At 58.1% G+C, this 1,757-nt stretch carries 1 protein-coding gene and 1 pseudogene; one reads left to right on the forward strand and one right to left on the reverse strand.

Translation table 11 applies throughout. The features are described from left to right. Positions 1-608 precede the first annotated feature (608 nt). Positions 609-1,139: a GNAT family N-acetyltransferase gene (locus IE00_RS19330; RefSeq protein ID WP_072298780.1), complete on the forward strand. Its 531-nt coding sequence runs from the start codon at positions 609-611 to the stop codon at positions 1,137-1,139. 331 nt (positions 1,140-1,470) lie between these two features. Here IE00_RS19330 and IE00_RS20325 read toward each other — a convergent pair. Continuing rightward, positions 1,471-1,757: pseudogene (locus IE00_RS20325) on the reverse strand (hypothetical protein); the annotation flags it as partial.

A 1,757-nucleotide genomic window follows, 5' to 3' on the forward strand; every position in this document is an offset into this window, starting at 1 on the left:
GGGTTGCCGCAGCATTAGCCTGCATCTTCCGAAAAACGGTTGTTTCTTGGGGTTCAGCAGCTAGAGGTTGAGCGCAGGACAGATAGCGACGGCCGCAATAGGCTCGTCGCGTCGATCTGCCGCCCTTGGCGATAACATGGGGCGGGGCAGCCCCTGACCCGCGCTTCCAGCCCTTACCAGCCGCTCGAAGCAAGACCGATGCTGCCTTGCAGCTTCTCCAAACCGGACGTTCATGTCTTGGCGCAGCGAAACCAAGATGGCACGGTCTGCTGTGCGTGACATTCTGGACGTTGACGGAGGAAGTAGTCAGACCGAAGCTTGAATTTCAACGTGAGCCAATACGGCATGGCGATACCGGCAGAGCTGTCCCCTGAAGCAGCCACCGCGGCATCGACGAACTCCACATCGTTGCCGCGGGGCTTTCGCATGGCCAGGGCGCGGCGCTGACCGCGGCCAAGGGGGACCTTCAGCAGAACCCATGCCGTCCCGCTGTCCAGCGCGGCGGCCGCGGTTATTACACTGGCGGTGGCCGTCTGGATTGCTCTTGCCGCTTACCGCCAGCCCGGCGCCGCCTCGAACCATTGATCTCCAGACAAGAAGCAAACTTCATGAAACCGATTGAAACGGACCGCCTCGCTCTTCGAAACTTCTGCCGCCAGGATGCGGGCGGGCTGCTGGGTTATCTGAAATCCCCGGTCGCGAGCTGCTTTCTCTCGCTGACCCTTCGGGATATGGACGCCGCGACGGCCGAGGCTGACCGACGTGCTTCGGATGACGCTGAAATCGCAGTTTGTCTTAAGGAAAGTGATGAATTGATCGGGGACCTGTTCGCACACCCCGAGGATGACACCGTCTCGGTCGGATGGAACTTCAATCCGGCGTATGCTGGTCGCGGTTATGCGTTCGAGGCTGCGCATGCCCTCTTTGCGGATCTGTTCCAGGTTAAAGGCATCCGCCGCCTCTATGCCTATGTCGAGGATCACAACCTGCCCTCACAAAAGCTGTGTGCGCGGTTGGGTATGCGACGGGAGGGGCTGTTTGTCGACTACATCAGCTTCCGGAATGATGATGCTGGTCAGCCGATCTACGAAAACACAATGCAATACGCATTGCTCCGCCGGGAATGGAATTCTCTCTGAATACGACAAGCCGAAGGCACGTCCGATAAGTCGTGGGCAGAAGGTGATCATGAAACTACGAAGTCCGATCGACGCAGAATGCTGCAGATATGACTTCCCTAGCTGTCTACTTTGGGGCTCTTCAAGTCGATCTGCCACCCATAGAGACTGAACGGGTGCGCGGCAGCCTGCAATCCGCGCACTCGGCCCATAGTTGCCTCTCGGAGCGTTCTCATGAGGTGCAGCGGCAGTTCCGAAATCTGCCGTTCAGTCTGAGATGCGACAATCTAATCGTTTCTGTCATGACGTGGCGGAACAGGCCAACAAAGCGCTCCTCCGTTACCACGGGCCCTTACCGCCTTTCGACGAAAATCTGAAGATAAGCGCCCTGCGCCACAAGTGTCCCGTCATCGGCACCGTTGAACCGGTTCGCAAGCGCCAGCATGTCCGCCGCCAATACCTTTTGTTTCGTATCATCAAGGGACTGAAAGGCCTTCTGGGTCGGGCCATACCAGGTGCAGAACACATCCATCCAATGCTGCTGGTCTGCCCCCTGAAAAGTGGTCCTCCCTGAGGTATGGCTTTTGAGCCATTTGGAGGATGCAGGAATGCCCCAGAAAAAGCACAAGCCGGAGGAGA

Source organism: Paracoccus sp. SM22M-07, assembly GCF_001887735.1.
Lineage (GTDB): Bacteria > Pseudomonadota > Alphaproteobacteria > Rhodobacterales > Rhodobacteraceae > Paracoccus.

Excerpts from the sequence above, each read along its gene's own strand:
- IE00_RS19330 (WP_072298780.1), top strand. The coding sequence starts at position 609 with ATGAAACCGATTGAAACGGACCGCCTCGCTCTTCGAAACTTCTGCCGC.